The sequence below is a fragment of the Roseovarius autotrophicus genome (assembly GCF_018069895.1).
Classification (GTDB): domain Bacteria; phylum Pseudomonadota; class Alphaproteobacteria; order Rhodobacterales; family Rhodobacteraceae; genus Roseovarius; species Roseovarius autotrophicus.
Map to the genome: position 1 here is coordinate 112,928 of NZ_JAGQDH010000003.1, position 25,964 is coordinate 138,891.

A 25,964-nucleotide genomic window follows, 5' to 3' on the forward strand; every position below is an offset into this window, starting at 1 on the left:
CGAGTATTTGCAGAACGATGAAAGGAGAGCGATGCTGAGCATCGAGGTGGCATGGGAGGAAGGCGCGGACCGCGCACTTGGCCTGCCCGCCTATGCGACGCCGGGCGCGGCGGGGGCCGATCTGCGCGCCAATTTTCCCGACCGGGGCGCGGTGGTGCTTGCACCCGGCGCGCGGGTTCTTGTGCCCACGGGGCTACGCATTGCCGTGCCTGTGGGCTATGAGGTGCAATTGCGCCCGCGCTCGGGGCTGGCGCTCCGGCATGGCATCACCCTGCCCAACAGCCCCGGCACCATCGACAGCGATTATCGCGGGCCTCTGGGCGTGATCGTGATGAACGCGGGTCACGAGCCGTTCGAGATCACCCATGGCGCGCGCATCGCGCAGATGGTGGTGGCCCCGGTGGTGCAGGCGCGGTTTGTCCCGGTCGCGGCGCTGGACGAGACCGTGCGTGGCGCGGGCGGGTTCGGCTCCACGGGGCTTGGCTGATGCTGCTGGTTGTGGTCATGGCCGCCGTGCTCTGGGGCATCGGCGCGGTGATGGGCACGCCGCAGCGGCTTCGCTGGGGGATGATTGCAGGACTTTGGGGCGCGGTTGTGCTGGCGCATCTGCTGCTGCCCGGTGGTCACGCGATCCGCATGGCCACCGGCGAGAGTGCCGCGCTCTGGCTTCTGATCGGTGGCGCGGTGGCGCTGGTTCTGGTTTATCGCGCGGGTCTCAACGCCTTGCGCAGGCGCGCGGGCGCGACACTGGCCGAGCCTGCGAACAAACCACTTTTCACCGAGGCCGAGCTTGGCCGCTACGCTCGTCATATCGTGCTGCGAGAGATCGGCGGACCGGGACAGAAGGCGCTCAAACAGGCGCGCGTTCTGGTCATCGGCGCGGGCGGGCTCGGCTCTCCGGTGCTCTTGTATCTGGCGGCGGCGGGGGTCGGTACCATCGGTGTGATCGACGATGATGGCGTGGATAACTCCAACCTGCAACGGCAGGTTATCCACAGAGATGCTGATATCGGTTTGCCAAAGGTGCAATCCGCGCTTCAGGCGATGCAGGCGCAGAACCCGAATGTGACCGTGCGCCCCTATGCCCGCCGCCTTACGCCCGAGATCGCCGCCGACCTGTTTGCAGAGTATGACCTCGTCCTTGACGGCACCGACAATTTCGACACGCGCTATCTGGTCAACGCCACCGCCGCCGCCCTTGGCAAGCCGCTTGTTTCCGGCGCGCTGTCGCAATGGGAGGGGCAGTTGAGCGTGTTTGACCCGGCGCGCGGCACGCCTTGTTACCAATGCGTTTTCCCGCAGGCCCCCGCCCCCGGCCTAGCACCGTCCTGTGCCGAGGCGGGGGTGCTTGGGCCGCTGCCCGGAGTGGTGGGGGCGATGATGGCTTCCGAGGCCATCAAGCTGATTACGGGCGCGGGCCATGCCTTGCGCGGCGAGATGCTGATTTACGACGCGCTTTACGGCGAAAGCCGCAAGATCACGCTGAGCGCCCGCGCCGATTGCCCGGTCTGCGGCGCGAAAGGAGACAGAGATGAGCAATCCGCTGCTGGCTGAGTGGGACACGCCCTTTGGCCTTGCCCCGTTCGATCAGGTTCGGGACGAGGATTTCGCCCCCGCCTTCGAGGCGGCTATGAAAGAGGCGCGCGCGGAGATAGAGGCGATTGCCGACGATCCCGACGCGCCCACATTCGCCAACACGATTCAAACGCTGGAGGCATCGGGCAAGGCGCTCGACAAGGTTCTGTCGGTGTTCTTTACCGTGGCGGGGGCCGACAGCAACCCAAAGCGGCAGGAATTGCAGCGCGATTTCGGGCCGAAACTGGCCGCCTATTCCTCGGAGCTTTACGGCAACAAGCTGTTGTTTGCGCGGGTCGAAGCGGTTTGGCAGGTGCGCGACACGCTGGCTCTGACGGCGGAGGAGGCGCGGCTTTTGATGCTCACGCATCGTGCCTTTCGTCGCGCGGGTGCCGCGCTGACAGGGGCCGACGAGGAACGGATGCGCGCGATCATGGCACGGCTGGCCGAGCTTGGCACCGCCTTCACGCAGAACCTGCTGGCGGATGAGGCGGGCTGGCAAATGCCGCTATCCGAGACCGATCTGGAGGGGTTGCCGGATTTCGTGATCAATGCGGCCCACGCGGCAGCGCGCGAAAAGGACACGCAGGGGCCGCTCATCACCCTCTCGCGCTCGCTCATCGTGCCGTTCCTGCAATTCTCGACGCGCCGCGACCTGCGCCGCCGGGCGTTTGAGGCGTGGAGCGCGCGTGGGGCCATGGGGGGCGCAACCGACAACCGCGCCATCGCCGCCGAGATCCTTGCGCTGCGCGCCGAACGCGCGCAGCTTCTGGGCTATGACAGCTTTGCCGCCTACAAGCTGGAAACCGAGATGGCCAGGACGCCAGAGGCAGTGCGCGATCTGCTCATGGCGGTTTGGGCGCCTGCTCGCGCGCAGGTTGGGCGCGACGCCGAGACGCTGACCGCAATGATGCGCGCCGACGGGATCAACGGCGATCCCGAGCCGTGGGACTGGCGCTATTACGCCGAGAAGCGGCGGCAGGCCGAGCATGATTTCGACGAGGCGGCGGTCAAGCCCTATCTCTCGCTTGATGCGATGATCGGCGCGGCTTTCGATTGCGCGCAGCGCCTTTTCGGGTTGGAATTCATCCCCCTTGATGTGTCGCTCTACCACCCCGATTGCCGGGCATGGGAGGTCAGGCGCAAGGGCCATCACGTCGCGGTTTTCATCGGCGATTATTTCGCGCGCAGTTCCAAACGCTCGGGCGCGTGGTGTTCGGCCATGCGCGGACAGGCGAAACGCCCCGCGCCGCAGGCCCCGGTGGTGATCAACGTATGCAATTTCGCCAAGGGCGATCCGGCGCTGCTGAGCTATGACGACGCGCGCACGCTGTTTCACGAGTTTGGCCATGCTCTGCATCAGATGCTGTCGGATGTGACCTATGAATCGCTTTCGGGCACCAATGTTGCCCGTGATTTCGTGGAACTGCCCAGCCAGCTTTACGAGCACTGGCTGGAGGTGCCAGAGGTGCTTGGCCGTCACGCCCGCCATGTGGAGACCGGCGCGCCGATGCCGCAGGACCTTCTGGACAAGGTGCTGGGGGCGGCCAATTTCGACATGGGCTTTCAGACGGTGGAATATGTGGCCTCGGCGCTTGTCGATCTGGCCTTTCACGAGGGCGCGGCCCCGGCGGACGTGATGGCGCGTCAGGCCGATGTGCTGCGCGAGATCGGGATGCCGCCCGCAATCACCATGCGCCACGCCACCCCGCATTTCGCCCATGTGTTCTCGGGTGACGGCTATTCCTCGGGCTATTACAGCTACATGTGGTCCGAGGTGATGGATGCCGACGCCTTTGCCAGCTTTGAGGAGGTGGGCGGGGCCTTTGACGCGGACCGGGCGCTGGCGCTTGAGCGTCATATCCTGTCGCGCGGCGGCACCGAGGAGGCGGCAACGCTCTACGAGGCGTTTCGCGGACGGATGCCGGGGGTCGAGGCGCTGCTCAAGGGGCGCGGTCTGGCTGCCTGAGCGTTTTCGGCCCATGCGAATCACTCTCTGTTGACTGATTCGCGAAACTTCGACTATATCTTGGGCGACAGGATACGGGGCGACCCGCTCGGGTTACGGCGGCAGGTGAGAACGAGGGGTCGAACCAACGGCCCCCGTTTTCTTTTGAAGGAAGACTGTCGTGAAGGTCATGAAATCGGTGAACAGCGCGGATGACCGGTTCTGCGTGGATATCTTTCGGCGTGCCGACGGCACCTGGGGGTTCGAGCACTATCGCCGCGATGTCGAGGATGGCCGCTGGTTTCCCGTTTCCCGTTACAGCGCCTGGGTTTTCCCCGACGAGGCCACTGTCCGCGCGCGCGCCGTGGCCGAGATTGACTGGTTTATCTGACCCGCACCCGATCAGGCTCGCGCATCCTTGGGCGACCCCATCACCACATAGGAGGTGATCGCGTTGACCTGTGGCAGCGTGCCCAGGACATCGGTGTGAAACCGCTTGTAGGCGGGCAGGTCGGCGACTTCGACGCGCAACAGATACTCCACCGCGCCGGTGATGTTGTGACATTCCACCACCTCCGGCGCGCGGGCCATGGCGCGCTCGAACGCCTCCTGCGCGGCCTTGGTATGGGCGTTGAGGCCAACCGTGACATAGGCGACGAACCCCACGCCAAGCGCGCCCCGGTCGAGCACCGCGCGATAGCCCGCGATCACCCCACGCCGCTCGAGCTCCTGCACCCGCCGCAGACAGGCGGAGGGCGACAGCCCCACGCGCTCGGCCAGATCAAGGTTGCTGATCCGGCCATTGCGGCTCAATTCGTGCAATATTCGATCATTTATTGCGTCCATAGCCGCTATATATCGCAAAATTTTTTCACAAACACAATAAAACGAAATTCAAATGCGCTAAAGTCAACATAGTGTTGCGCCATGACATTCGATCTTCTCTCCGCGCTTGTCGCCTTCGCCTTTGTCACGGTGATCACGCCGGGGCCGAACAACCTGATGCTGATGGCATCGGGCACGAATTTCGGCTTTGTGCGCACTGTCCCGCATATGCTCGGCGTGGGTCTGGGCTTTCCGATGATGCTTGTCTGCGTGGGGCTGGGGGTGATGCAGCTATTCGATCTCTGGCCGCCTGCCTATCTGGTGCTCAAGGTCGTCTCGGTCGCCTACCTGCTGTGGCTGGCGTGGAAGATCGCCAATGCCGCCCCGCCTGCGGACGCGAGAACCGAAGGCCGCCCGCTTACCTTCCTGCAAGCGACCGCGTTTCAATGGGTCAACCCAAAGGCATGGAGCATGGCGCTCTCGGCGGTGACGCTTTACGCGGCGGGGCGCGATTTTGCGGCGGTGCTGCTGGTGGCGGGCGTTTATGTGGCCTGCGGCATGATCAGCACCACAAGCTGGACCATGCTGGGCCAGCAGATGCGCCGTGCCCTGCGCAGCCCCGCACGCCTGCGCCTTTTCAACTGGGTGATGGCGGCGCTTCTCGTGGCCACGCTTGTTCCGGTGCTTTGGCCCGCATGACGGCGATCTGAGCGTGCTTGCTCAGGCGCTGTCGCGCATGAGTCGCCCCCGGCGGTTGCGATAGCGTTGCTGGTTCGGCGCGATGTCGGCGGCGCGGTCGAGAGCGGCGATGGCCGCCGTCTCGTCGCCCATCGAGCGGCATAGATCGGCCAGGAGGGCGTGCAACTCGGCGGTGCTGTCATCCATCGCCGCCGCGCGTTCCATCGCGGCGCGCGCAGCGGGCAGATCGCCCGCCTCGCGGTGGATATGGCCGGTAAGATAATGCCAGAAGGCGTGATCGGGGGCATGGGCGCGGCAGGTCTCCATCTGCCTGAGAGCGCCGTCATGATCGCCTTGCAGGCACAGGATTTCAGCCTGCCGTTTGTGCATGAGCGGCTCTTTCGGGTTGACCTCCAACGCCGCGCCGTTGCGTGCGAGCGCCACATCGAGCCGTCCCATCCGTGCCTCCAGAAGTGCACAGAAACTGTCGGGCAGCGTGCCGGGGGCAAAGCGTGGATCGGTCTCGATGCGCGCCTGCATCGCCGTCAAATCGGGGCGCGACCCCAGAAGCCGCGCCACCTTGCCCTCGATTGAGAACCACGGCCATTCGATCGCGATGGTGGAAAGGTCCGTGGCGCGTCGCCGCAGGATGCGTGCCTGCTGCACGAGTATATTGGTCTGTTGATAGGGGATCGGCAGCATCAGGATCGTGTCGAGGTCGAAGGGCAGGGTGGCACCGGGGCGCAGTCGCCCGCGCTTGATCATGAAGGTTCCGATCACGGTGATGTCAGGCAACATCGGTTTTTGCCAGAAGGCACGCAGGAAGGCGCGCCGTGCCCGGTGCCGCTGGCCAAGAGCGCCGCGGATATGCGCCTCGACGGCGAGAGCGGTGATGTAGTTCTCCTGCCATTGATGGGGGTGGTTCAGCGCCGCCTTCACATGGGTCAGGGCGCTGTCCCATTTGTTCAGATACATGCCGTTGATCGCGTGCATGAGCGGCAGAAAGGCGTTGTCGGCCCCAGCGGCAAGGATCGCCTCGCCGATCTCCCACGCGGCCTCTTCGCGGTCGGTCTCCTGAAGGCGACGGGCAAGCTTGATATAGACATGCGCCGCCTCGCTCGGGGTGATGAACTGCGCCACCCCTTGCCTGAAGCGCGCGAGCACGCGGTCATAGGCGGCGTCGCGTTCGGCAAGCGTCATCACCTCGTGAAAGCACTTGCGCTCCTGTCCGCTGAGGCGCGCGGCGGCGCGGCTGAAGGCGCTGATCGGTGGGGCGACAATCTCGGTCGCGCGCGACATGGTGAAAAGTTCGAGAAAGTCGCGCTGCACCGGCTTGCAGTCGCTGAGGTCCACCAGGTCGTCGATCGCGCGCACCTGGCTGTGTGCCGCCGTGAAGCGTGCGATGCTTTCGGGTTGATCTGAGAACACCAGCGCGCCGGAACCTGCGTTCTTTTCCAGATAGGCGGAATAAAGCTCGTCCGGCTCGATCTTTGCGGGCCATTCCTTGTGCTTCCAAGGTTCTTCGTTGAGGATGTCGCCGCGCCGGATGTGATAGGCGATGGTGCGCCCTTGCCCCGCCATGGCTGCCTCGATCTCCTTCACATGACGCGCGATAACGGGATTGAAACCAATCCTGCTGATGAAGCCGCGAAACCGCCCGCGCAGATCGGCGGCATCCTCCCACGGGAACTCCACGATCTCGAACCCTTCGTCGAGCAGCACATGGCCGCCCCCCGCGAGATGCGCCTCAAGGCATTCTGGGGTCTTGTCCTTGAGAAAGGACCAGAGCGGTTTGGTCCGACCGTCGAGAGCCTCGAAATCGGCATTCTCGATGAAATGCCGCGCGATGAACCCCTCGTCAAAAAGGTCCGAGGGCGTATCCAGCTTGGGTGCCATGGCCCCGCGCGGGAACCAGTTGATGCGGAAATCGCTGCCGTAATCCTCGGCCAGGCGAATGCTGTTGAGCATCATCAGAAGCCGCGCGCCTAGCTGATCCTTCCTCAGCCCGATGAAGAAACCGCGGCTCGAATCGCGCGCATTCGTCATAAAGATACCTTTTCCCGTTGTAGAAAAGTCTATACACTCAACGGAAACAGTCGCAAGCGCTCCTGCTGCCGGGCAGTGGCGAAGGGTAAAGAGGTAAATGACAGCAGGTTCCAGGCTCTTGCTGAGCACCTTTGTGGTGCGGCCCACCTCGACATTTCTGGAATGGCTGGCCTGGCATCGTGTGCTTGGCGTGACGGACTGCGCCGTGTTCATCGACCGGCGCGAGGCGGCGGATCCGTTGCTTGCGGCGCTTGAGGTGGCCGGGGTGCTGCGTCTGATGCCAGTGGGCGTCGATCCCGACATGAAGGAAGAGGCGCAGAATGCGGCGCTGCGCGCGGGCGCGCTCGAGGCGGGCGAGAGCGGCGGTTACGGGCTTTTCCTCGGCCCGGATGAGTATTTCCGCATCCACAGCACGGCGCAGAGCATTCAGGGCCTGATGCGCGGGGCGGGGGGCGCGGATGTGCTCTCGGTGCCGTTGTGCGAGGCCGGGACCGGAGGCCACGAGGCGCATGAACCGGGGCCCGTGCTGCACCGGCCGCGCCCGGTGGCCTTGCCTGCTGCGCCGGAACTCCGCAGCGTGGTGCGGCTGGGGCTTTATCGCGCGCGCACGCCCGAGGTGCCGATTGGCCCGGTCGCAGACAGCAGGACCGTGAAATGGGTCGATGGCTGTGGGGCGCAACTGCCCGAGCCCCACAGCCGGGTCGCCTGGGCCCTGGAGGCGCGCGTGCGCGGCATGGCGCGCGCCTCGGTGATGCGCATCGCCGCACCGGCTGCCGAAACCTTCCTCTTGCGGCTGCACGCCCTGCCTGAGAAACAGCGCCCCGCGCCCGAGCACATCGCTGGTCGGTGGGCCGATCTCGCGGCGCTCACCGGTGAACCGCAGGAGATCGGTGACAGGGCCGGGCGGCTGGCCGATGAGATCGCCGCGTTGATGGCTCTGCCCGGCGTGGCCGAAGCGCAGGCGGCGCTTTGCATCGAGGAGCGAGAGACGCTGGCGCGGCTCGTGCCACAAGCCGTCCCTCTGGATGTCGAGACCGCTGAGGAGGAGGGGACAGCGGCAAGCGGCGGGCTGGAGGAAGACGCCACCGCCCGCGAAGCTGCCTTGCCCGGATGGTTTGCCGAGATCCATACCGGCGGCGCGCGGCAGGGCTTTTACACGCGACTCGAAAATCACGCGGTGTTGGGCATTTTCCGCGATCCCGCGCGGCTTGTCGTGACGTTCGACAACCTCTCCAACGTGAACGATCTCTCGCCCGGACGCGAGCCCTGGGCCTATAAGTTCCTGCGCGACAATGGCTGTTCGCACCTGGCGGTGATGGCACGGCGCAAGGACTGGTATCGCTGCCCGCAACTGATCGCCCATCTGCGAAAGCTGGCGGCGGACGGTTTGTTCGCCGGTTTCGACAAGGTTTTTTTCACAGGCACCTCCATGGGTGGGTTCGCGGCGCTGGCCTTCGCCTCGCTTGCCCCCGGCGCTACGGTCATCAGCTTCAATCCCCAAACCACGCTCGACGCCACGCTGGTGCCGTGGGAAGAACGCTTTGGCATGGGCCGCGCGCGCGACTGGTCGCTGCCCCATTCCGATTGCGCCTTTGAAATCGACGAGGTGGACAAGGCGTTCGTGCTTTACGATCCGTTCTTCACCCCCGACCGCCGCCATGTGGACCGGCTCCACGGGGATAACGTGATCCGTCTCAAGACATGGTGTTCGGGGCATTTCTCGCCGGTGTTCCTGCGCCGCGCGAACCTGTTGAAGCCGGTGATGCAGCGCGCGCTTGACGGCACATTGACGCCCGAAATCTTCTACCGGCTTTACCGCGACCGGCGGATGCTGCCGTGGTATCGCCGTGCGCTTCAGACCAACCTTCAGGTGCGCGGGCACGACAGGCTCGCGCGGATTGTCAGCCCCGCCTTTCGCAGGCTCAGACGCGAGGCCGCCGAATGACCGCAGCACGGCAGTTTGCCGCCACCCTGCCCGTGCCTGCTCTGGGCGGCAGTCATGTCATCATGACGACGATGAAAAACGAGGGGCCGTTCATGCTTGAATGGGTGGCCTACAACCTTGCCATCGGGGTCACCGGCTTTGTCATCTTCACCAACAATTGCGACGACGGCACCGACCTCATCGCCGACCGGTTGACCGAACTGGGCTATGCCAGCCACCGGCCCAACGATGTCTCTGACGGATCGCCGCCGCAGCACAAGGCGCTGCGCCGCGCCACCGCGCATCCGTGGATAAGAGACGCCGAATGGCTCATGTGTCTTGATGTGGACGAGTTCATCAACCTGCGCGAAGGGGTCGAGACCTTGCCGCAGATGATCGCCGCCATGGGCGATTGCGACGCGGTGTCCTTCGTGTGGAAGCTGTTCGGCTGCGGCGCGGTCGAGGGCTATGAGGACCGGCCCGTGACCGAGCAGTTCTTTCTTGCCGATGCCGAGGACGATCCCGCCAACGGGCGTGCCACCGGGTTCAAGACGATGTTCCGTAACAACGGGCTGTTTCGCAAATTCAACCCGCACCGGCCCAAGGGCACGCCCGAAGGGCGCGAGGCCGAGGTGCGCTGGTCGGATTGCGGTGGCAACCTGATGCCCGTGGAACAGGTGACATGGCGCGGCTGGCCGGGGTTCAGCCATCGCTTCGCGCGGCTCCATCACTATTCGGTGCGCTCCATCGACAGTTTTCTGGTCAAGCGCGACCGGGGTCGGACCAACCACATCGCCCGCGAACAGACCGAGCATTACTGGTCCGACATGAACGTGAACCGGGTCGAGGACCGCTCGATCCTGCCCCACGCCACCCGCGCGCGGCCCATATACGAGGCGCTCCGTGCCGATCCGGTGCTGGGGATGCTGCACGCGCGCGCGGTCGACTGGCACCGCGCCAAGATCACCGAGTTGCGCGCCCGCCCCGGCTGGGAAGAGTTCCGCGACTGGCTCCGGGCCAATGCGATCGAGACCACCGCGGCGATCGCGCAAAAAGATTACTGACCGGGGCCATATCGGTCAGATTAACGAGGACTTGAGAGCATGACCCTTGCCACCATCGCGATGTTCTGGGATGGCCCGCCGCTTGGGTTCATCGAACGGCTGTGTGTTCGGTCCTTCGTCGACGCAGGGCATCCGGTGGTGATGTTCTCCTATGGCGGGGTCGAGGGCCTGCCCGAGGGGGTGGAGGCCGCGTCGGCCTCCGACATCCTGCCCGATCCCAAAACCATGCTGGTGCATGGGCGCAGCGGCAGCCCCGCGCCCTATTCGGACAAGTTCCGCTATCACCTTCTGGCGCGGCATGACGGCATCGTCTGGGCCGATACGGATGCGTATTGTCTGCGCCCGTTCGAGCCGAGGAACGGCTATTTCTTTGGGCGCGAGAATGACAATGTGGTGGCGAGCGGTGTGCTCGCGCTGCCCGCCGCGTCACCCACGCTCGCTTCGCTCATTGCCTTCTGCGCGGACGAATACGCGGTGCCGCGCTGGATGCGCCCTGTCCATCAGGCCGAGATCGAGCGGCGTGCGGCGGCGGGCGATCCGATGCATATCTCGGAAATGCCCTGGGGGGTCTGGGGGCCGCGCGCGCTGTCGTATTTCCTCAGGGAACATGACGAGTTTCGCCACGCCCTGCCGCCGCATGTGCTCTATCCGGTGCCATTCGAGCAGCGGCGCCTCTATTTCCTGAACGCGCGCAAGACCTGGCGACAGGTGAAAGAGGATACCGTGTCGATCCATTTCTACGGGCGGCGCTGCCGTGCGCGGCTCAGGCTCAAGCATGACGGGGTGCCGCCCGAGGGCTCGATCCTCGCGGAACTGGCCGAACGCCACGGGGTGGCCGCCTGAGGCGGGGAGAGATTTATGGAACGCTTTGTCATTGTCACACCGATGAAGAACGAAGGCCCGTTCATCCTTGAATGGGTTGCGCATAACCTTGCCATCGGGGCGGATGTGATCGCGGTGTTTTCGAACGACTGCACCGATGGCTCGGACGCGCTGCTTGACCGGCTCGATGCCATGGGCAAGCTGCGCCATGTGGACAACAGTTCTCGCAGGCCCGCCCCGCAGCGCCGCGCCTACCGCCGGTTTCTCAAGATGGATCTCGCCGGACCGGAGGATTGGGTCATCCCCATCGACGCCGACGAATATATTAACGTCAGGACCGGCGATCATACCTTGCGCGCCCTGACCGCCGCCGTGCCGGGCGCGCGCACGATCTCGATGACCTGGCGGCTATTCGGCAACGGGGGTGTGGTGGATTACGAGGACGGGTTCCTTACCGATCAGTTCCCCCGCGCTGCCGCCGACAAGACTCCCCGCCCGCCACAGGCCTGGGGCCTCAAGACCATGTTCCATCGCGGATTGTGGGACCATATCGGCGTGCACCGGCCCAAGCGGCCCACGGTCGGCACTTTTGCCGATCTTCACTGGGTCAACGGATCCGGCCAGCCGATGCCAGAGCGGTATATGTCGGGCGCGTGGCGCGCAGGGCCGGATTCGCTCGGCTATGATCTGGTGCAACTCAATCACTATGCGCTCAAGTCCTGCGAGTCCTACCTTGTGAAAAAGGCGCGCGGGCGGGCGCATCACGGCGGCGAGGCGCTTGGCCTCGACTACTGGCAGAAGATGAACCACAACCGGATCGAGGATCGCAGCATCGACGCCATCCGCCCGGCCAAGGCCGCGATCTATGAGGATCTGCTCTCGGACTCCGAGGTGCGCCGCCTGCACGAGGCGTGCTGCACGCGTCACCGCGAGATGATCGCCGAACTGCGTGCGCGCCCCGATTTCGGCGCGCTGATGCAGGCGCTTTTGCCGCAGGCGGCCTGAGCGTCAGAAGGCGTTGGTGAAGGCGCCGATGATCTGGGTCAGATCCTCGCGGGGCAGGGCGCGCTTGCCCAGAACGAATTTCGCCATGCGTCCGCGTGTCGCGACCGGCTGGGCAAAACGTTCCACCGCGTGATAGCGGGGCCGATCGGTGTAATCGTCAAACAGCACCACCGTCTTTTTCGTGCAGCGAAGCATGACGGCGTAGAAACACGCCTCGCGAAAGCGGCCGTCGATCAGCACCGTGTCGGGGGCCACGAAATCGGGGCGATCCCAGACCTCGAGCGGATAGCGGTGATAATTGCGATAGCCTGCATGATCCAACGGGCGGCCCCATTTGCCGGTCTTGCCGATCGAAGTGTAATGCAGATGCACGCCTGAGGCGGAGCCGGCCTGATCGAGCCAGGCTTGCAGGTTCTGTGTCCATCGCTTGTCGCTCTCGACCGCGAACACAGTCTTGCCCGCCATTTCCGAGGCCAGCACCGTCGAGCCGCCGCTGCCATATTCGAGGATGACACGCGCCCTCTCATATGTCTCGCGCACCAGATCGGCCACTTCGGGCGAGAATGTCAGCTCCGGTCTTTCGATAACAACCTGGTCCATAACTGTTCCTGACTCACTGTTTTCCAAGCCACCGCTCGGGCAGGGCAAGCGCCGGGCGTTTGGGATTGTGCCGCCGGTCAAGCGGGTGCGGAAGCGCGCGCGCAGGGCGCAGCCCCGCCGCCCGGTCGCGTCGCAAAAGCGTCGCCTCGACCACACGCGGGATCGCCTGCCCCTCGATCTCGACATGGCCCGAGACGTTGTTGGGGTGGAGATGCACCGTCACGAAGTCCTCGCGCAGTTTTTCCACCACGGCAAGTGCGGGGGCAAGGAACCGCGGCTTGGTCAGGATCGAGGGCAGGTGGTGCCATTCGATCACGATCATGCGGAACCGGCGCAAGAGCGCAATCGGCGCGGCGGCAAGCGTGGCATATTCCGCCCCCTCGATATCCATCTGCAACAGCAGATCGGCGGAGGGGTCCGGGTCGGTCTCGGTCACCCAGGAGGCAAGCGTCATGTATTGCCCCTCATCCTTGTCGCCCAGAAATTTAGGCACGAACTGCGCGCCCGGCACATCGAGCGGCGGATGTGCGACCGAGGCATCGGCCATGAAGGACGCAATGCCGCGCTTGGCCAAGTCCATCTCGAAACTCGCCTGTTCCGAGACCCCGGGCGAATAGCACGCCGCGATTCCGCGCAGATCGTCAGGCACGAGATAGCCGCCGTCACCGAAATCGCCCAGCCGGATGAGCGCCGTGTCGGTCTCATGCGGCGTCATGAAGGCGTCGATCATGGCCACTGCCTTTGGGTCGATCACGGTGCGGTGCGGGGTCACGGTCACGGTCATGGTGCTGCTCTGATTGTGGGGCCTTTGATTGTGGCCACTCGCCCCGCTCTAGCATAGCCTGACCTTGCAAGGGCAGGATTTTTTGCCCTCAGCCCCCACGTCGATAGCGGAAAACGCCGGTGCCGGTGGCCAGCACCGCACCGGTGTCGTCGCGCACCGTGGCTTCGGCAAAGAACGTGCTCTTGCCACCGCCGGTGCGCCGCGCCTCTGCAATCAGCCGCGTGCCCCGCGCCTGCCCGAGGTAATTGACGGTCAGCGACAGCGTCAGCGCCATCTGACGACGTTCAGGATCGCCCGTGTAGCAGCCCGCAAAGCCCATGGCCGTATCGAGAAGCGTTGCGTGGATCCCGCCATGGGGCAGGCCCTGCCGGTTGGTGAGATAGGCCGCCATCGGCAACTCTACCCGCGCGAAATCGGGCGCCCAGGCCACCAGCCGATAGCCAAGGTGTTTCTGCAGTTCCGAGGGCGGTTCGCCATCGAGCAGCCGTTCCAACTCGGTCATGCCTTGCCCTCTGCCACGTCAAGTCCCGCGCGCGCGAACTCCGGAACATACTCTCCGAGGCGCAACCCGCGCGCCGGGTCTGCCGCGTTGCCACTCAGCGCGCGGTTTTTCACCCCTTGCAGGATCGCCGCCATGCGGAAATAGGCGAAGGCCAGATAGAATCGGAAATCCCCGATGGGCGCGATCCCGCGCCGCTCGCAATAGCATGCGACGAAATCCTCGTCCGACAAGAGACCGAGCGCCGCCCGGTCCACCCCGGCAAGACCGCGCCCCTCGGCGGTCGCAGGCATCGACCATTGCATGAGCACAGCCGCCAGATCGGCATAGGGATGGCCGGTGGTGGACAATTCCCAGTCAAGAACAGCGCGCACCTCCGGTGCGTCGGGATCAAAAATCAGGTTGTCGAGCCGGTAATCGCCATGGACTAGACAGCGCTGCCCATCCTCCTCGGGCATATGCGCATCAAGCCAGCGGATCAGCGCCTCCATCTCGGGCAGATCCTCCGTTGCCGTGGCACGATACTGCGCCGCCCAACGGTCTGCCTGACGGCGGTAGTAGTTGCCGGAGGGGCCGTAATCGTCAAGACCCGTCGCCGCAAGATCGACATCGTGGATAGCCACCAGAACCCGGTTCATCGCGTCGATGATGGCGCCCCGCTCCTTAGGGGCAAGACCGGGCAGCGACGGCGCGTCGAAGATGCGGCCATTGATCTCCTCCATGATATAGAAGGCCGAGCCGATCACGCCCTCATCCTCGCAAAGCGCATGGACCTTCGCCACCGGCACGGCGCTTTTCTGAAGCGCGCGCTGCACGCGGAATTCGCGCTCGACTGCATGTGCGGATTTGAGCAGCACGCCGGGCGGCTTGCGGCGCAGAACGAACCTGCCGGAGGGGGTTGTCAGCCGATAGGTCGGATTCGATTGTCCGCCGCTGAATTTCTCGGCCTCGACCGGGCCGCTCACCCCTCGCAGATTCTGTCCCAGCCACGCCTCCAGCGCGGGCAGGTCAAGCCCGCTCATGCCGCACCCCCGCGCAACTCCGGCAGGACATAATCTGCCATACGCTCTCGTAGGGTGAGCTTGGAAATCTTGCCCGTCGCGGTCAGTGGCAGTTCCTCTACCCAGATCAGATCATCGGGCAATTGCCAGCGCGCGAAATGGGGGGCCATATGCGCCTGAACCTCTTCAAGCGCGGGTCGCGCCGTGTCCGCCGCAACCGCCACCAGAACGGGCCGTTCGTCCCATTTCGGATGCGGCATCGCCACCACGGCGCAGGCGGCAATCGCGGGATGTGACAGCGCGGCGTTTTCCAGATCGATCGAGCTGATCCATTCGCCCCCGGATTTCACAAGGTCCTTGGCCCGGTCGCGGATCACCAGCCGCCCCTCCGCATCGACCGAGGCCACGTCGCCTGTGCCGAACCAGCCCTCGGCGTCGATGGCGGCGTGGGTGGCCTCGGGGTTCTCGAAATAGCCGGAGATCACCGTATTGCCGCGCACATACAATTCGCCGACCGCTTGGCCGTCATGGGGCAGGCGACGGCCTGTGTCGTCCACGATCTTGAACTCCACCCCGAAGAGCCGTCGCCCGGCGCAGCACTTGGCGGCGATAAGGTCCTCCGCGCGCGCACCCTCATAGCGCGGCGGCAGCACGCCATGGGTGCCGATGGGGCTCATCTCGGTCATGCCCCAGGCCTGCGCCACGTTGACGCCGCGCGCCTCGTAGGCGTCGATCATTACGCGCGGCGCGGCAGAGCCGCCCACCAGCAGATCGCCAAAGCCCTGCGGGATACGCCCCTGCGCCTCGATCTCTGCCAGAAGCCCCGCCCAGACCGTCGGCACACCCCAGGCGGAATAGACGTCTTCGCCATCCATCAGGCGAAACAGGCTTGCCCCGTCGAGATGCGGCCCCGGCATCACCAGCGTCATGCCGGCGAGCGGAGCGGTGTAGGGCAGGCCCCAGGCGTTGACGTGAAAGAGCGGCACAACCGGCAGGATGCGTCGGCCCGCCCGAAAACTGCTGGTCTGGCAGATGGGCACCTGAAGCGCGTGCAGCACGGTCGAGCGATGCGAATAGAGCGCGCCTTTCGGGTTGCCGGTGGTGCCGGAGGTGTAGCACAGGCCCGACGCGGTATCTTCGGGCAGGTCAGGCCAAGGGAAATCACCGGGTTGCGCCGACAGCAACTCCTCGTAGCAGAGCGCGTCAAGCGTGGTCTCGGGCATATGCGCGCGGTCGGTGAGGATCACGAAGCGCAAGCCCTCGGGCAGGTTTGAAAGAAGAGATTCGATCAGTGGTATAAAGGTCAGGTCGAGAAACAGGAGCCGGTCGCCCGCGTGATGGATGATATAAAGCAGTTGCTCGCGCGACAGCCGCGGATTGATCGTGTGACAGACCGCCCCCATGCCCGAGATGGCATAATACATCTCCACATGCCGATGCCCGTTCCACGCCAGCGTTGCCACCCGGTCGCCGGTTCTCATGCCAAGCGCGGTCAGCGCATGGGCCAGCCCCGCCGCACGCGCCAGCGTCTGCGCATAGCTCTGCCGGTGAAGATCGCCCTCTACGCGCGCCGAGACGATCCCCTCATCGCCATGCGCCTCAGCGGCGTGGCGCAGAATGTCGATGATCCTGAGCGGCCTGTGCATCATCGCGCCCTGCATCCGTGTTCCTCCCTCTACCGTGGCGGGAAAGGTTGCATGGAAATTGGCGGGGATCAATCGGGCGCTCCGTCATCTTCGGGCCTGACCCGAGGATCTCCAGACCCGCAAAGACCCCCGGTCAGGCCGGAGGGTGACGGCGGGAACAGGCAGACGGACTTGACCTCGCCCGCCCGAGCGCGCATGTCGCCCACATCCCTGCCCGTAGGAGCCAGCCATGAGCCTTGACCGTTCCATCAAGATCGCCCCCTCCATCCTGTCCGCTGATTTCGCCAGTTTCGGGGCCGAGATCCGAGCCATCGAGGCCGAGGGCGCCGATTGGGTCCATGTGGACGTGATGGACGGGCATTTCGTGCCCAACCTGACCTTTGGCCCGCCGCTCTGCGCCGCCATCCGCCCGCATATCAGGACGGTCATGGACGTGCATCTGATGATCGCGCCGGTCGATCCCTATATCGATGCTTTCGCGAAGGCGGGTGCTGACATCCTCACCGCGCATCTGGAGGCGGGGCCGCATATCCACCGCACGCTTCAGGCCATTCGCGGCGCGGGCTGCAAGGCGGGGCTCGCGCTCAACCCAGGCACGGGAATCGACGGGGTGGAGAACCTGCTCGACATGATCGACCTCGTTTGCGTGATGACCGTCAATCCCGGTTTCGGCGGGCAAAAGTTCATCCACAGCCAGATCGACAAGGTGAAGCGGCTGCGCGCCATGATCGGCGACCGGCCCATTCATATCGAGATCGACGGCGGCATCACGCCCGAGACGGCGCCGCTGATGGCCGCCGCCGGGGCCGATGTGCTGGTCGCTGGCTCGGCGGTGTTCAAGGGCGGCAGCGTGGACAATCCCGCCCCCTATGGCGCGAATATCCGGGCAATCCGCGCAGCGGCAGAGGCGGTGACCGGCACCATGGCATGACCCGCGCCGTCATTTTCGACCTCGATGGCACGCTGATCGACAGCGCGCCCGACATTCACGCCGCCGCCAACCGGCTGATGGAGCGGCACGGGATGGCCCCCTTCACACCGCCCGAGACACGCGATTTCGTCGGCAAAGGCGTGCCCCATTTCATCGGTTGCTGCCTGAAGGCGCGCGACCGCGACGGCGATGCGGGCCTTCACGCGCAACTGGTGGCGGAATTTGTCGCGGGGTATGAAACCGCCGTGACCCTGACCCAGGTCTATCCCGGCGTGGCGGCGGCGTTGGCGGACCTTTCGCGCATGGGCCATCGCCTTGCCATCTGCACCAACAAGCCGCTCGCGCCCGCCCGCGCCGTGCTTGCCCATCTGGGGCTGGACGCGCATTTCGCCGTGGTGATCGGCGGCGACAGCCTTGACCTGCGCAAACCTGATCCCGCGCCGCTCCACGCCGCCGCCCGCGCGCTTGGTGCGCGTGACGTGCTTTTCGTGGGCGACAGCGAGGTGGATGCCGAAACGGCGGCGCGCGCGCGCCTGCCCTTCGCGCTTTACACGCAAGGCTATCGCAAAGCGCCCGTGGAGGCGCTGCCGCACACCCGCGCCTTTGACCATTTCGACGCGCTGCCTGGAATCGTTGCCGACCTCTTGCCCTGAGCCGCTCGCGCGGCGCATGATCGCGCCATGAAAACCCGCCTGACCGAGTCCTTCAGCATTGCCCACCCGATCGTTTCGGCCCCGATGGCGTTTGCCGCGGGCGGGCGGCTTGCCGCAGCGGTGAGCCATGCCGGGGGCCTCGGCCTCATCGGCGGCGGTTATGGCAATGCCGACTGGTTGGAGGCAGAGTTCGCGGCGGCGGGCAATGCGCGGGTGGGCTGCGGTTTCATCGCGTGGAAGCTGGCGGATAACCCCTCCGTGCTCGACGCTGTGCTCGACCATGCGCCTGCCGCGCTCTTTCTCTCCTTTGGCGATCCTGCGCCCTATGCGCCGCGCATCCATGCCGCGAGCGTGCCGCTGATCGTGCAGGTCACGACGCTCGGGGACGCGCAGCGCGCAGCGGATGCCGGCGCGCGGATGATCGTGGCGCAAGGCTCCGAGGCCGGCGGCCATGGCGAGCGGCGCGGGACGATCACGCTGGTGCCCGAGGTGGCAGACTGGCTGGCGAGGCACGCGCCCGAGGTGCTCTTGCTGGCGGCGGGCGGCATTGCGGACGGGCGCGGGTTGGCGGCGGCGCTGATGCTGGGGGCGGACGGCGTGCTCATGGGCTCGCGGCTCTGGGCCTCGGCTGAGGCGCAGGTGAGCGCGGCCATGACCGGTGCGGCGATTGCCGCTACGGGGGATGAGACGATCCGCTCCACCGTGATGGACGCCGCGCGCGGTCTCAGGTGGCCCGAGCGGTATACGGCGCGGGTTTTGAAAAACCCGGTGACGGAGCGTTGGCACGATGACCCGGACGCGCTGCGCGCTGACCCCGCCGCGCGCGCGGATTGGGCCGAGGGCTGGGCTGGGGGCGATCCGGCGCGGGCGAATACCTTTGTAGGAGAGGCGACGGGCCTCATTCATGACCGCCCGCCGGTGGCCGACCTCATGCACCGGATCGTGATCGAGGCCGAGGCAGCTTTGCGGCGCGCGCCAGGCTGGGTCTGAGCGACACTTAAATCATAACTTAAAACTATCATTTTAATCGCAAAAGAGAATTTTACCTAATTTCGTTGTTCTGTTAGGAACAGCGCATATCTGAGCGGCAGAGGGGCGTCGGGGTCACCCGCATCGCCACCGCCGAACAACACGCAACCACAATCGGAGGATAAGATGGACGGCAACGACATGGGCAAATGCCCCGTCATGCATGGCGGGCTGACCGAAAGCGGCAAGAGCGTCACCGACTGGTGGCCCAAGACCCTCAACCTCGATATCCTGCATCAGCACGACCGCAAGACCAACCCTCTGGGTGAGACGTTCGATTATCGCGAAGAGGTCAAGGCCCTTGATTTCGAGGCGGTCAAGGCCGACGTCAAGGCGCTGATGACCGAGAGCCAGGACTGGTGGCCGGCCGATTACGGCCATTACGGCGGGTTGATGATCCGTCTCGCATGGCACGCGGCGGGCACCTATCGCCTTGCTGACGGGCGTGGCGGCGGCGGCACCGGCAATATCCGCTTCGCGCCGCTCAATTCCTGGCCCGACAACGGCAACCTTGACAAGGCGCGCCGCCTGCTCTGGCCGGTCAAGAAGAAATACGGCAACAAGCTGAGCTGGGCCGACCTGATCCTTCTGTCGGGCACCATCGCCTATGAGGATATGGGTCTCAAGACCTATGGATTCTCCTTCGGGCGCGAGGACATCTGGCACCCCGAGAAAGACACCTATTGGGGCGCGGAAAAGGAATGGCTCGCCCCCTCGGATAGTCGTTATGACGATGTGGGCAAGCCCTCGACCATGGAAAACCCGCTTGCCGCCGTGCAGATGGGCCTCATCTACGTCAATCCGCAGGGCGTCAACGGTCAGCCCGATCCGCTGAAAACCGCCGAACAGGTGCGCGAGACCTTCGCCCGCATGGCGATGGATGACGAGGAGACCGCCGCGCTGACCTGTGGCGGGCACACTGTCGGCAAGGCCCATGGCAACGGCGATGCCGAGGCGCTCGGGGCAGAACCGGAAGGCGCGGATATCGAGGCGCAGGGCTTTGGCTGGCTCAACCCGCATCTGGGTGGCAAGGCCACCAATGCCGTCACTTCGGGGCTTGAGGGCGCGTGGACGACCGAGCCGACGAAATGGGACATGGGCTATTTCAAGCTGCTCTTCGGCTATGAGTGGGAACTGACCAAATCCCCCGCCGGGGCGTGGCAGTGGCGGCCCATCGACATCAAGGAAGAAGACATGCCGGTCGATCCGACCGACGCCTCCAAACGGGTCATGCCGATGATGACCGATGCCGACATGGCGATGAAGATGGACCCGACCTATCGCGCCATCTGCGAAAAGTTCATGGCCGATCCGGCCTGGTTCGACGATTGCTTCGCCCGTGCATGGTTCAAGCTGACGCACCGAGATCTCGGGCCTCGCACGCGCTATATCGGGCCGGACGCCCCGCAAGAGGATCTGGTCTGGCAAGATCCGATCCCGGCGGGCAAGACCGATTACGATGTGGCCGCCGTCAAGGCCAGGATCGCGGCAGCGGGTCTCTCGGTGGCCGACATGGTTGCCACCGCCTGGGATTCGGCGCGCACCTTCCGGCAATCGGATTATCGCGGCGGGGCCAACGGTGCGCGCATCCGCCTCGCTCCGCAGAAGGATTGGGAGGGTAACGAGCCCGCCCGTCTGGCGCGTGTTCTCGCGGCTCTTGAACCCATCGCAGCCGAGACCGGCGCGAGCGTGGCCGATGTGATCGTGCTGGCGGGCAATCTCGGCGTCGAGCAGGCGGCCAGGGCCGCGGGCTTTGATATCGAGGTGCCCTTTGCCCCCGGTCGCGGCGATGCCGGTGACGAGATGACCGACGCGGCGTCCTTCGAGGTGCTGGAGCCGCTCGCCGATGGCTTCCGCAATTGGCTCAAGACAGACTACGTGGTGCAGTCCGAGGAAATGCTGCTGGATCGCGCGCAGCTCATGGGCCTGACCGGGCCGGAAATGACCTGCCTTCTGGGGGGCATGCGCGTGATGGGCACCAACCATGGCGGCACGGCGCATGGCGTCTTTACCGATCAGGCGGGCGCGCTCACGACGGATTTCTTCACTACGCTCACCGACATGGGCTACAAGTGGGACCCGACGGGCCGCAACACCTACAATATCGTGGATCGCAAGTCGGGCGCGGTGAAGCACACCGCCACCCGCGTCGATCTGGTGTTCGGCTCGAATTCGATCCTGCGGGCCTATGCCGAGGTCTATGCCCAGGATGACGCGGGCGAGAAATTCGTGCGCGATTTCGTCGCCGCTTGGACCAAGGTGATGAACGCGGACCGCTACGATCTGGCATGATCCTCGCCGAAGAAGAAACAGGCAGCGCCGGGGCAAATCCCGGCGCTGTTTTCATGTGTCGCCCTGCCGCAACGCCCGCCAGCAGCCCAGAAGGGCGGCGGTATCGTCGGTGATGAGCGTCACCGGGATCAAGCCCATGATCTCCGCATAAGGCCCCTTGGCGGTGAAACTCTCCGCAAGTCCCAGCCCCGCCAGATGGGGTGCCAGCGCGCGCGCCACGCTGCCGATGAGATAGGTGCCGCCCGTGGCCATATGCGTGAGTGCAAGATTGCCCATCACCACGCCAAGCAGCCGGGTGAACAGCGCAAGCGTGGCGTGCGCCTCCGCATCGCCCGCCTCGAAAGCGGCGACAATCGCGGGCGCGCTCGTTTCCACACCCATGCGAAGCCGGTGCAGCCGCGCAAGGCCCGGCCCAGAAAGCAGCGCCTCATAAGGCTTGTGCGCGGCCTCCTGCGCCACCGAAGCGATCATCCGGTTCAGCGCCTCACTCATATGCGGCAAGGAGGAATGCCCCGCCTCGGCGGGCGGCACGAAAAGACGCCCCGCCACCCGGTGCGCCACCGCGATATTGGAGCCGGTGCCAAGCCCCATCACCATGCGTGGGCCACCCCGATCGGCCTCACCGGGCAGGATCGGCACGCAGGCGGACACGGCAAGATCGTCGAGCGCATGGGCCTGCGCCTGTAAATCGTTCATCAGATGGACGCGCGCGGCCCCGCTTGTGTGCGCCACCTCCGCCCGGTCGATCACCCAGTCGAGATTGGTCAGCCGCGCCGCACCGCCGCGCACCGGCCCGGCAACCCCGGCGCAGACCGCCGCCGCCTTGCGCCCGTCCAGATACGCCGCCACGACCGCCCCGAACCCGTCATACGCCGCATTCTCCACCCGCGCCGCCGTGCCCGAGCAGAGGCCCTCGGGCGTTGCAAGGGCCAGCCGCGTATGGCTTGCGCCGACATCGGCCAAGAGCCACTCAGCCATCGCGCCAGCGTGCGGCAAGCGCCCGTGCGGCCTGCGCCAGCAGCACCACGTCGATGCCGACGGCAAGGAACTGCGCGCCCCAGCCACGGTAGCGCGCCGCTGTTTCGGGATCGAGAGCGAGGATGCCCGCCGCCTTGTCCGAGGCAGCGATGCGCGACAGCGCGTCGCGGATCGCCGCTTGCACCTCGGCCACCGCGCTGTCGCCCCGGTGACCCATATCGGCGGCCAGATCCGAGGGGCCGATGAACACTCCGTCCACCCCCTCGACGTCAAGGATCTCATCAAGCGCGCCAAGCCCCGCCACCGTCTCGATCTGCACCAAAAGGCACATCTGCGCATTGGCCGTGGCGATGTAATCGGGAATGCCGGAAAACCGCGAGGCCCGCGCCAACGCGGCGCCAGAGCCGCGCACCCCCTCGGGCGGATAGCGCATCGCGCGCACCAGACCCTCGGCCTGTGCCGCGCTTTCCACCATCGGGATGAGCAGCGTCTGCGCGCCCACGTCAAGCGCCTGCTTGATCGCCCAGACCTCACCCATCGGCAGGCGCACAACCGGGTGCGAGGTAGCCCCGCGCAAAACGCCAAGCTGCGCCGAGATCGAGCGCAGATCATTGGGCGCGTGCTCGCCGTCGATCACCAGCCAGTCGAACCCGGCCTCGGCCAGCACCTCGGTCGCATAGGCATCGGCAAAACCGGCCCAGCACCCATAGAGCATGTCACCACGCGCAAGCGCGGCCTTGAACGGGTTGATGGGGGCGGGCATGGCTCTCTCCTGTGCTGTCGAGGTGCAGCCTAGACCGTCCAGCACCCGCTTGACGAGGGGTCATGGACAATCGTGCGCCTGCATGGTTCGCTCCGGCGCAAGGAGGACCGCGCCATGAAACTCACGCTGCACCATATCAACCTCGCCACCGACAAGGTCGAGGAGATGGACACCTTCTATCGCACGGTACTTGGGCTCGGCGTGCCCCAATCGGACATTCCCGTGCTGGAAAAGGAAAAGGGCTATTCCGGCGACGTGGCCTTTGTCAGCGACGGGCGCATCCAGACCCATCTCACATGCAAGGACATGCTCGCAGGCTTTCGCACCGGTCAGATCGTCAACCCGGTGGCGCGCGGCCATATCGCCTATCGCACCGACGATATAGCCGCCTTCATGGCCCATCTCGATGCTGCGGGTGTGCCCTATTCGGACTGGGGCAACCGCGCGGTGGCGGGCTGGCACCAGATCTTCTTTTACGACCCTGACGGCAATGTCATCGAGGTGCACCAGAAAGAGGACAGCGCGCCGTGAGCGAGCATCTCAAGGGCCTGCTGATCACCGCGACCGGCGTGCTCTTCGTGGTGCCCGATTCGCTTTTCGTTCGGCTCATTGAGGGCGATCCGGCCTCCATCGCCTTCTGGCGGGGGATTACGGCGGGCAGCGTGATCCTCATGGGCGTGCTCGCCACGCAGGGCACGCGCGGTTTTCACGCGGTTGCGGCCACCGGCGCGAGAGGCTGGCTTTATACCGTGCTTCTGGGCGTCGCCGCACCGGGCTTCGTGCTGGCGGTAAGCTGGACAAGCGTGGCCAATGTGGTCTTCATCCTTGCTTCCATGCCGGTCTTTGCCGCAATCCTCAGTCGCGTTTTCCTCGGCGAGGCGATCAGCGCGCGGATGATCCTGACCATGATCGGCGTGTTTGCCGGGCTTGCGCTCATCCTGCGCGGCACGGGCGAGATCCACGGCGCGCATTGGAGCGGCGATCTGGTGGCGCTTGCGGTCTCGGCCGCCTTCGCGGGCGCGATCACCACGGCGCGGCGGCTCAGATCGGTCTCGCTCGTGCCGACGATCCCGGTGGCGATGCTGGGCGCGTCGCTCTTCTTGTGGCCGCTCGCCGCGCCGGGGGCGATCTGGGCCGCGAACTGGCCGCTGCTGCTGGCGCATGGTGCGTTCATCAGCGTGGCGACCTCGCTCATGACGCTGGGGCCACGCTATATCACCGCGCCCGAGGTGGCGCTGCTGATCCTGCTCGAATCGGTGCTGGCACCGCTTCTGGTCTGGGCTGTCATCGGAGAGGACCCCGGAGCGTGGGCGCTCATCGGTGGGGCGGTAGTGATCTCGGTGCTGCTTGCCTCGAACCTCTGGGCGCTCAGGATGAGCCGCCGGATGCGTATCCGCCCCCATCCCCGCACCGGCCCCCCGGTCTGAAAGGCGCGAGCATGACCGAACACGACACTCCCGGCGACGATCCCTGTTTCGCCCATCATCTTGTCGGCGGGCATGTGGTCGATGCCGCCACCTGGCGCGACGTGTCGCGCTTTCGCAAGGCCGAGCGGGCGCGCCTTTACGCCGCCCGCCGGGCGCTTTCGCAGGCGGAGCAAAGCACGCAGGCAGCCCGCGTCATGGCCATGCTCTCCGAGGAAATCGGTCCGCCCGATGGCCGCACCATCGCCGGATACTGGCCGATCCGGGGCGAGATGAACCTGCGCCCGCTTCTGGGCGATTTGGCCGCGCGCGGCGCGCAGGTCGCCCTGCCGGTGGTGATCGCCAAGGGCGCGCCGGTCGCGTTCCATCGCTGGCAGCCGGGGGCCGCCATGGCGCGCGGCATCTGGAACATCCCGGTGCCCGCGCATCCCGACCCCGTGCCGCCCGATCTTGTGATCGTGCCGCTTCTGGGGGTGGATGCGGCGGGCTACCGGCTGGGCAATGGCGGTGGCTATTACGACAGAACGTTGGCCGCGCTCACCCCGCGTCCGCGCACAATCGGCGTCGGGCACAGCTTCTCGGCCATGCCGACGATTTTTCCGCAGCCTTGGGACATTCCGATGGATGTGGTCGTCCTGGGTGCTGACATCAGAAATTCGCCGTCACCCCAGGCAGGTTGAGCGCCTTTATCAGATCGCGCAATTCCTGCCGCGCGGCGATGTTCGAGATGTTGAGCTGCTTGACGCCGATATCCTTGAGATCGAGCAGCGTCAGGCCGCGCGGGAACAACTCGCGAAAGATCACCCGCTCGTTGAAGCCGGGGGCCACGCGAAAGCCGATCCGCTTGGCCAGCGCATCAAGTGCGCGGCCCATCTTTTCCTTGTTGACCATCTGCTGCGCGCCGACCCGATTGCGTAGCACCACCCAGTCGATCGCCCGAAGCCCCGCCTGCGCACGCAATTGACGCGCGTTCCAGACCATCTCGGAATAGACCGAGGGGCCGAGCACCCTGAGTCCATCCGCATCCGTATGGGCTAGAAGATCAAAATCGATGAAGCTGTCGTTGAGCGGCGTCACCAGCGTGTCTGCTAGGCTGTGGGCCACCTGGCTCAGCCGCGTGTGTGAGCCGGGACAGTCTATGACGATGAAATCGCTCTCGGGCTCGGCGCTCGCCACGGCCATGGCGAGGCGGCGGTCATAGATGTTCTCGCCCGGCTTGAGCTGATCCGTCGAGAGTTCGGGCAGGCCGACAAGCCGTGCGCTCGGCAGATCAAGCCCCTCCTTGGTCATGAAGCGCGCGCGGTTGTCGGCATAGCGGCCAAAGCTGCGCTGGCGCAGGTCGAGATCCAGCGCGCTTGTCCGGTGCCCAAGCCGCGCCAGCGCGGTTACCAGATGCATCGACACAGTGGATTTCCCGGCGCCGCCCTTTTCGTTGCCGACCACGATGATATGCGCCATGTGTTGCCTTCCCTGAGCG

Annotated in this window: 26 protein-coding genes; 16 read left to right on the forward strand and 10 right to left on the reverse strand. The window is 65.5% G+C overall.

Annotated elements, in window-relative coordinates; all coding sequences use genetic code 11:
• Positions 1-31: 31 nt before the first annotated feature.
• The 4 genes from dut (at position 32) to KAK09_RS05185 (ending at position 3,914) form a co-directional block, all read left to right on the forward strand.
• Entirely contained in the window at positions 32-487 is a 456-nt protein-coding gene (gene dut / locus KAK09_RS05170) for a dUTP diphosphatase (RefSeq protein ID WP_210877858.1), read from the forward strand.
• Positions 487-1,554: a HesA/MoeB/ThiF family protein gene (locus KAK09_RS05175; RefSeq protein ID WP_210877859.1), complete on the forward strand. Its 1,068-nt coding sequence runs from the start codon at positions 487-489 to the stop codon at positions 1,552-1,554. Before dut ends, KAK09_RS05175 begins: the two co-directional genes overlap by 1 nt.
• The gene (locus tag KAK09_RS05180; RefSeq protein ID WP_210877860.1) at positions 1,532-3,544 is read left to right on the forward strand and encodes a M3 family metallopeptidase; all 2,013 of its coding nucleotides are present in this window, start codon (positions 1,532-1,534) and stop codon (positions 3,542-3,544) included. Before KAK09_RS05175 ends, KAK09_RS05180 begins: the two co-directional genes overlap by 23 nt.
• Positions 3,545-3,704: 160 nt before the next feature.
• Positions 3,705-3,914 (forward strand): hypothetical protein, encoded by a 210-nt coding sequence (locus KAK09_RS05185; RefSeq protein WP_210877861.1) that lies wholly within the window; start codon positions 3,705-3,707, stop codon positions 3,912-3,914.
• A gap of 11 nt (positions 3,915-3,925) precedes the next feature.
• Here the strand turns inward: KAK09_RS05185 and KAK09_RS05190 are convergent, their stop codons facing one another.
• Positions 3,926-4,369: an Lrp/AsnC family transcriptional regulator gene (locus KAK09_RS05190; protein WP_210877862.1), complete on the reverse strand. Its 444-nt coding sequence runs from the start codon at positions 4,367-4,369 to the stop codon at positions 3,926-3,928.
• An 81-nt stretch (positions 4,370-4,450) separates the two neighbouring features.
• On the opposite strand from KAK09_RS05190, the gene KAK09_RS05195 reads away from it, so the two are divergent.
• On the forward strand, positions 4,451-5,047 hold the full coding sequence (locus tag KAK09_RS05195) for a LysE family translocator (protein ID WP_210877863.1): 597 nt from the start codon (positions 4,451-4,453) through the stop codon (positions 5,045-5,047).
• Between the two features lie 21 nt (positions 5,048-5,068).
• Here KAK09_RS05195 and KAK09_RS05200 read toward each other — a convergent pair whose 3' ends face one another.
• A complete protein-coding gene (locus KAK09_RS05200; protein WP_210877864.1) occupies positions 5,069-7,072 on the reverse strand; it encodes a tetratricopeptide repeat protein in 2,004 nt (667 codons plus the stop codon).
• Between the two features lie 97 nt (positions 7,073-7,169).
• On the opposite strand from KAK09_RS05200, the gene KAK09_RS05205 reads away from it, so the two are divergent.
• The 4 genes from KAK09_RS05205 to KAK09_RS05220 are packed head-to-tail and all read left to right on the forward strand — an operon-like array spanning position 7,170 to position 11,887.
• A complete protein-coding gene (locus KAK09_RS05205; RefSeq protein WP_210877865.1) occupies positions 7,170-9,017 on the forward strand; it encodes a hypothetical protein in 1,848 nt (615 codons plus the stop codon).
• A complete protein-coding gene (locus tag KAK09_RS05210) occupies positions 9,014-10,060 on the forward strand; it encodes a glycosyltransferase family 2 protein (RefSeq protein WP_247651077.1) in 1,047 nt (348 codons plus the stop codon). Before KAK09_RS05205 ends, KAK09_RS05210 begins: the two co-directional genes overlap by 4 nt.
• A gap of 39 nt (positions 10,061-10,099) precedes the next feature.
• Entirely contained in the window at positions 10,100-10,903 is an 804-nt protein-coding gene (locus KAK09_RS05215) for a hypothetical protein (RefSeq protein ID WP_210877866.1), read from the forward strand.
• Positions 10,904-10,918: 15 nt separating this feature from the next.
• Positions 10,919-11,887 carry a glycosyltransferase family 2 protein gene (locus tag KAK09_RS05220; RefSeq protein ID WP_247651078.1) on the forward strand — a complete coding sequence of 323 codons (969 nt, stop codon included), beginning with the start codon at positions 10,919-10,921 and terminating at the stop codon, positions 11,885-11,887.
• Positions 11,888-11,890: 3 nt separating this feature from the next.
• On the opposite strand, the gene KAK09_RS05225 is transcribed toward KAK09_RS05220, so the two are convergent.
• The 5 genes from KAK09_RS05225 to KAK09_RS05245 form a co-directional block, all read right to left on the reverse strand.
• The gene (locus tag KAK09_RS05225) at positions 11,891-12,487 is read right to left on the reverse strand and encodes a hypothetical protein (RefSeq protein WP_210877867.1); all 597 of its coding nucleotides are present in this window, start codon (positions 12,485-12,487) and stop codon (positions 11,891-11,893) included.
• Positions 12,488-12,500: 13 nt separating this feature from the next.
• Positions 12,501-13,271: an FkbM family methyltransferase gene (locus KAK09_RS05230; protein WP_210877868.1), complete on the reverse strand. Its 771-nt coding sequence runs from the start codon at positions 13,269-13,271 to the stop codon at positions 12,501-12,503.
• 88 nt (positions 13,272-13,359) lie between these two features.
• Entirely contained in the window at positions 13,360-13,773 is a 414-nt protein-coding gene (locus tag KAK09_RS05235; RefSeq protein WP_210877869.1) for a PaaI family thioesterase, read from the reverse strand.
• Entirely contained in the window at positions 13,770-14,792 is a 1,023-nt protein-coding gene (locus KAK09_RS05240) for a phosphotransferase family protein (protein WP_210877870.1), read from the reverse strand. The genes KAK09_RS05235 and KAK09_RS05240 overlap by 4 nt, the downstream gene beginning before the upstream one ends.
• Positions 14,789-16,432: a long-chain fatty acid--CoA ligase gene (locus KAK09_RS05245; protein WP_210878026.1), complete on the reverse strand. Its 1,644-nt coding sequence runs from the start codon at positions 16,430-16,432 to the stop codon at positions 14,789-14,791. The genes KAK09_RS05240 and KAK09_RS05245 overlap by 4 nt, the downstream gene beginning before the upstream one ends.
• Before the next feature lie 214 nt (positions 16,433-16,646).
• On the opposite strand from KAK09_RS05245, the gene rpe reads away from it, so the two are divergent.
• From rpe to katG, 4 genes are all read left to right on the forward strand, one after another.
• Positions 16,647-17,348 (forward strand): ribulose-phosphate 3-epimerase, encoded by a 702-nt coding sequence (gene rpe, locus KAK09_RS05250; protein WP_210877871.1) that lies wholly within the window; start codon positions 16,647-16,649, stop codon positions 17,346-17,348.
• Positions 17,345-18,001 carry a phosphoglycolate phosphatase gene (gph, locus tag KAK09_RS05255; RefSeq protein WP_210877872.1) on the forward strand — a complete coding sequence of 219 codons (657 nt, stop codon included), beginning with the start codon at positions 17,345-17,347 and terminating at the stop codon, positions 17,999-18,001. Before rpe ends, gph begins: the two co-directional genes overlap by 4 nt.
• 27 nt (positions 18,002-18,028) lie before the next feature.
• Complete coding sequence (locus tag KAK09_RS05260; protein ID WP_210877873.1) at positions 18,029-18,991, forward strand: NAD(P)H-dependent flavin oxidoreductase; 963 nt, start codon at positions 18,029-18,031, stop codon at positions 18,989-18,991.
• A gap of 165 nt (positions 18,992-19,156) precedes the next feature.
• Complete coding sequence (gene katG, locus KAK09_RS05265; RefSeq protein WP_210877874.1) at positions 19,157-21,322, forward strand: catalase/peroxidase HPI; 2,166 nt, start codon at positions 19,157-19,159, stop codon at positions 21,320-21,322.
• Between the two features lie 51 nt (positions 21,323-21,373).
• Here katG and KAK09_RS05270 read toward each other — a convergent pair whose 3' ends face one another.
• Both KAK09_RS05270 and KAK09_RS05275 read right to left on the reverse strand, forming a co-directional pair.
• Complete coding sequence (locus KAK09_RS05270; protein ID WP_210877875.1) at positions 21,374-22,300, reverse strand: glucokinase; 927 nt, start codon at positions 22,298-22,300, stop codon at positions 21,374-21,376.
• Positions 22,293-23,063: an aldolase/citrate lyase family protein gene (locus tag KAK09_RS05275; protein ID WP_210877876.1), complete on the reverse strand. Its 771-nt coding sequence runs from the start codon at positions 23,061-23,063 to the stop codon at positions 22,293-22,295. Before KAK09_RS05275 ends, KAK09_RS05270 begins: the two co-directional genes overlap by 8 nt.
• 114 nt (positions 23,064-23,177) lie before the next feature.
• Between KAK09_RS05275 and KAK09_RS05280 the strand changes: the two genes are divergently transcribed.
• The 3 genes from KAK09_RS05280 to KAK09_RS05290 are packed head-to-tail and all read left to right on the forward strand — an operon-like array spanning position 23,178 to position 25,167.
• Positions 23,178-23,594 carry a VOC family protein gene (locus KAK09_RS05280; RefSeq protein WP_210877877.1) on the forward strand — a complete coding sequence of 139 codons (417 nt, stop codon included), beginning with the start codon at positions 23,178-23,180 and terminating at the stop codon, positions 23,592-23,594.
• Positions 23,591-24,490: an EamA family transporter gene (locus tag KAK09_RS05285; protein ID WP_210877878.1), complete on the forward strand. Its 900-nt coding sequence runs from the start codon at positions 23,591-23,593 to the stop codon at positions 24,488-24,490. The genes KAK09_RS05280 and KAK09_RS05285 overlap by 4 nt, the downstream gene beginning before the upstream one ends.
• Positions 24,491-24,501: 11 nt before the next feature.
• On the forward strand, positions 24,502-25,167 hold the full coding sequence (locus KAK09_RS05290) for a 5-formyltetrahydrofolate cyclo-ligase (RefSeq protein ID WP_210877879.1): 666 nt from the start codon (positions 24,502-24,504) through the stop codon (positions 25,165-25,167).
• Here KAK09_RS05290 and KAK09_RS05295 read toward each other — a convergent pair.
• The gene (locus KAK09_RS05295; protein ID WP_210877880.1) at positions 25,136-25,945 is read right to left on the reverse strand and encodes a division plane positioning ATPase MipZ; all 810 of its coding nucleotides are present in this window, start codon (positions 25,943-25,945) and stop codon (positions 25,136-25,138) included. The two genes, KAK09_RS05290 and KAK09_RS05295, sit on opposite strands and share 32 nt — an antisense overlap.
• Between the last annotated feature and the right edge of the window lie 19 nt (positions 25,946-25,964).

Excerpts from the sequence above, each read along its gene's own strand:
- KAK09_RS05225 (WP_210877867.1), bottom strand. The coding sequence starts at position 12,487 with ATGGACCAGGTTGTTATCGAAAGACCGGAGCTGACATTCTCGCCCGAA.
- KAK09_RS05180 (WP_210877860.1), top strand. The coding sequence starts at position 1,532 with ATGAGCAATCCGCTGCTGGCTGAGTGGGACACGCCCTTTGGCCTTGCC.
- gph (WP_210877872.1), top strand. The coding sequence starts at position 17,345 with ATGACCCGCGCCGTCATTTTCGACCTCGATGGCACGCTGATCGACAGC.
- KAK09_RS05200 (WP_210877864.1), bottom strand. The coding sequence starts at position 7,072 with ATGACGAATGCGCGCGATTCGAGCCGCGGTTTCTTCATCGGGCTGAGG.
- KAK09_RS05175 (WP_210877859.1), top strand. The coding sequence starts at position 487 with ATGCTGCTGGTTGTGGTCATGGCCGCCGTGCTCTGGGGCATCGGCGCG.
- KAK09_RS05245 (WP_210878026.1), bottom strand. The coding sequence starts at position 16,432 with ATGCAGGGCGCGATGATGCACAGGCCGCTCAGGATCATCGACATTCTG.
- KAK09_RS05290 (WP_210877879.1), top strand. The coding sequence starts at position 24,502 with ATGACCGAACACGACACTCCCGGCGACGATCCCTGTTTCGCCCATCAT.
- KAK09_RS05195 (WP_210877863.1), top strand. The coding sequence starts at position 4,451 with ATGACATTCGATCTTCTCTCCGCGCTTGTCGCCTTCGCCTTTGTCACG.
- KAK09_RS05280 (WP_210877877.1), top strand. The coding sequence starts at position 23,178 with ATGAAACTCACGCTGCACCATATCAACCTCGCCACCGACAAGGTCGAG.
- rpe (WP_210877871.1), top strand. The coding sequence starts at position 16,647 with ATGAGCCTTGACCGTTCCATCAAGATCGCCCCCTCCATCCTGTCCGCT.
- katG (WP_210877874.1), top strand. The coding sequence starts at position 19,157 with ATGGACGGCAACGACATGGGCAAATGCCCCGTCATGCATGGCGGGCTG.
- KAK09_RS05235 (WP_210877869.1), bottom strand. The coding sequence starts at position 13,773 with ATGACCGAGTTGGAACGGCTGCTCGATGGCGAACCGCCCTCGGAACTG.
- KAK09_RS05230 (WP_210877868.1), bottom strand. The coding sequence starts at position 13,271 with ATGACCGTGACCGTGACCCCGCACCGCACCGTGATCGACCCAAAGGCA.
- KAK09_RS05210 (WP_247651077.1), top strand. The coding sequence starts at position 9,014 with ATGACCGCAGCACGGCAGTTTGCCGCCACCCTGCCCGTGCCTGCTCTG.
- KAK09_RS05205 (WP_210877865.1), top strand. The coding sequence starts at position 7,170 with ATGACAGCAGGTTCCAGGCTCTTGCTGAGCACCTTTGTGGTGCGGCCC.
- KAK09_RS05220 (WP_247651078.1), top strand. The coding sequence starts at position 10,919 with ATGGAACGCTTTGTCATTGTCACACCGATGAAGAACGAAGGCCCGTTC.
- KAK09_RS05270 (WP_210877875.1), bottom strand. The coding sequence starts at position 22,300 with ATGGCTGAGTGGCTCTTGGCCGATGTCGGCGCAAGCCATACGCGGCTG.
- KAK09_RS05260 (WP_210877873.1), top strand. The coding sequence starts at position 18,029 with ATGAAAACCCGCCTGACCGAGTCCTTCAGCATTGCCCACCCGATCGTT.
- KAK09_RS05275 (WP_210877876.1), bottom strand. The coding sequence starts at position 23,063 with ATGCCCGCCCCCATCAACCCGTTCAAGGCCGCGCTTGCGCGTGGTGAC.
- KAK09_RS05215 (WP_210877866.1), top strand. The coding sequence starts at position 10,100 with ATGACCCTTGCCACCATCGCGATGTTCTGGGATGGCCCGCCGCTTGGG.
- dut (WP_210877858.1), top strand. The coding sequence starts at position 32 with ATGCTGAGCATCGAGGTGGCATGGGAGGAAGGCGCGGACCGCGCACTT.
- KAK09_RS05240 (WP_210877870.1), bottom strand. The coding sequence starts at position 14,792 with ATGAGCGGGCTTGACCTGCCCGCGCTGGAGGCGTGGCTGGGACAGAAT.
- KAK09_RS05295 (WP_210877880.1), bottom strand. The coding sequence starts at position 25,945 with ATGGCGCATATCATCGTGGTCGGCAACGAAAAGGGCGGCGCCGGGAAA.
- KAK09_RS05190 (WP_210877862.1), bottom strand. The coding sequence starts at position 4,369 with ATGGACGCAATAAATGATCGAATATTGCACGAATTGAGCCGCAATGGC.